Source organism: Soehngenia saccharolytica DSM 12858 (assembly GCF_059568515.1).
Map to the genome: position 1 here is coordinate 1 of NZ_JCANTN010000063.1, position 2,201 is coordinate 2,201.

The following is a 2,201-nucleotide window of genomic DNA, read 5'->3' on the forward strand; positions in this document are numbered from 1 at the left end:
CATAGCATTCTTTCTTTCTGGCCTTTTTCTTCCCATAACAAAATCCTCCTAGTTAAGTTATTTTTATTTTACCTTAACCTGGAGGATTTTCATACGCAAATTATTTCACAGTCTCGAGAAAAATATGTTGCATTTAATAGGACACAATGATATTTTAAATTCTTTTGCTATTTAAATATCAGCAAAGATTACATTTGAATTTCAAACCATTCGGAAGCTTTTAAAATTCTATTTGCCAGGATTATGGAATAAAATAAGATTATGCATAACTCTAGAAAAAAACATAAAATATTTTTCTTTGTTCTTTCAACTATTTTTTTACTTTCAACCCATATTATATTAAATTTTAGTACTATTGTGTAACTACTTTATAATTTAATTAAGGATGACATAGAAAAGACCCCATCCTAATACCGGATGAGGACTTTTCACCACTTAGCTATAAGCAATATACTTCCGAAGAATATTGTAAAATAAAATATACATCCTTTTTTTACATTCTAATGTAAAATATATCTTTTTTAGATATATCATCAAATCTTATTCTTTTTACAATAAACACTAATATAAAAATCATTAATTATTGACCATAATACTACTCCTACTAATAATAGCACGATCAAATATTTGCCTCTCATAAATAAACAAATTATGAATAATATTGTTCCAACAATTACTAAACTAATTCCTCCAATTGTATTAGCCTTTCTCCACACCTTCTCGTTACTTAATGCTTTTTTTGTTCTTACTCCAATTATAAAATTCTGTTTGATTTGCGGCATTATATTACCAATATAAATTAGCATATACGAAATTATTATCGAAACAATTTTATAAGAATCTATTTTCGCATTAAAGTAACTATAAAGTAATACAAATTGTATAGTCATTAATACGATTGTAGAACTTATTAACACTTTATAATAGTATTTTTCAATAGCAGCCATATCTTTCGCCTTGCCTGCATACGTCCTAAAAATTACATACTGAATCAGAATACTAACTGCAATTATTAGTGTGGCATATAGATTACTTGTTGAACTATTTTTATTAGCAATATAGTAAGAAACTGCAAATACAATATTTGCTAAAATAATAAATAGTATCCCTCTATTCTTATTTTTATCCAACACACTTCCCTCCTACTTATTATCTCTTAGTCCCATAAACCAATTTATAATATACTGAATTGAAGACATCTTTATAGAGTAAATTGAGAATTGCCCTTCTTTTCTAGATTCAACAATTCCTGCACTTTCAAGAACTTTTAAATGATGGGATATACATGGTTGCGTTTTATTAAAATCCTTAGCAATTTCATTTACTGACATATCCTTTTCTACGAGCATACTAATAATCTTCCTTCTTGATTCATCAGATAATGCCTTAAATATTTTATCCAAAAACTCACCTCTTCCTAATAGTACTTCCAAAGTTTTTCAAACTACTGATTTTTCACAATTGACTATCATGCAAGAATTATCTCAGAGTAAAATTCTTAGAAATTTAATATCATATTAATTATTTCTCTGAATATTCGCAAATAAAGCTAAGTTTTTGGCACCTATAGATAACTTTGGGAGATTAAAATACCTTTTACCATTGCTTACTTATTTAGTTAATACTGTTTTATTAAAAACATATCAATTACTATTATATTCACCAATTTTTAATTATCGTTCCCCGGATATATTCTAAAACTGCCAAATAAAACTATCTCTTTTCCCTATGCCAACCCCGCTTCCCACAATAAGGACACTTTAAATATTTTTTATCTACATTATGCGGAGAAATTAAATCAATAACTGGAGATATTTTAAATTCCTTCTTGCACTCTATGCAAGTATATACAGCTCTTCTAGAATGCATTACGACTAATAAAATTAAACCAATTAGAGCAATCGATACAAATATTCCTATTCCATTTTTCATGTCTTGTAAAAGGTAACCGCTAACTATTAATATAACCGCATATACCCCTATTGATATTAGTGTTTTGAAATCAATTTTTTTGTCTTCTTTCATGACAACCCCTCCAAAAATATTAATATAAATATATATTTATATATTTATATTAATATTATATCACACTGTATTAAACTGTAAACACGGGTCTTTGACACTTACTCCAAAAAATAATCGCTGAAGCCATTGGAAAGGCTTTATTTTTTGTCAATTTTCGGAAATATTTGTTTCGTATT

General features: G+C 27.1%; 3 protein-coding genes. All 3 read right to left on the reverse strand.

Features of this window, described 5'->3' with window-relative positions; translation table 11 throughout:
• Positions 1 to 533: 533 nt before the first annotated feature.
• Positions 534 to 1,130 carry an SdpI family protein gene (locus BO51_RS10020; RefSeq protein WP_041734287.1) on the reverse strand — a complete coding sequence of 199 codons (597 nt, stop codon included), beginning with the start codon at positions 1,128 to 1,130 and terminating at the stop codon, positions 534 to 536.
• 12 nt (positions 1,131 to 1,142) lie between these two features.
• Positions 1,143 to 1,403 (reverse strand): metalloregulator ArsR/SmtB family transcription factor, encoded by a 261-nt coding sequence (locus BO51_RS10025; RefSeq protein ID WP_011838200.1) that lies wholly within the window; start codon positions 1,401 to 1,403, stop codon positions 1,143 to 1,145.
• Between the two features lie 310 nt (positions 1,404 to 1,713).
• A complete protein-coding gene (locus BO51_RS10030; RefSeq protein ID WP_011838201.1) occupies positions 1,714 to 2,025 on the reverse strand; it encodes a hypothetical protein in 312 nt (103 codons plus the stop codon).
• Positions 2,026 to 2,201 lie beyond the last annotated feature (176 nt).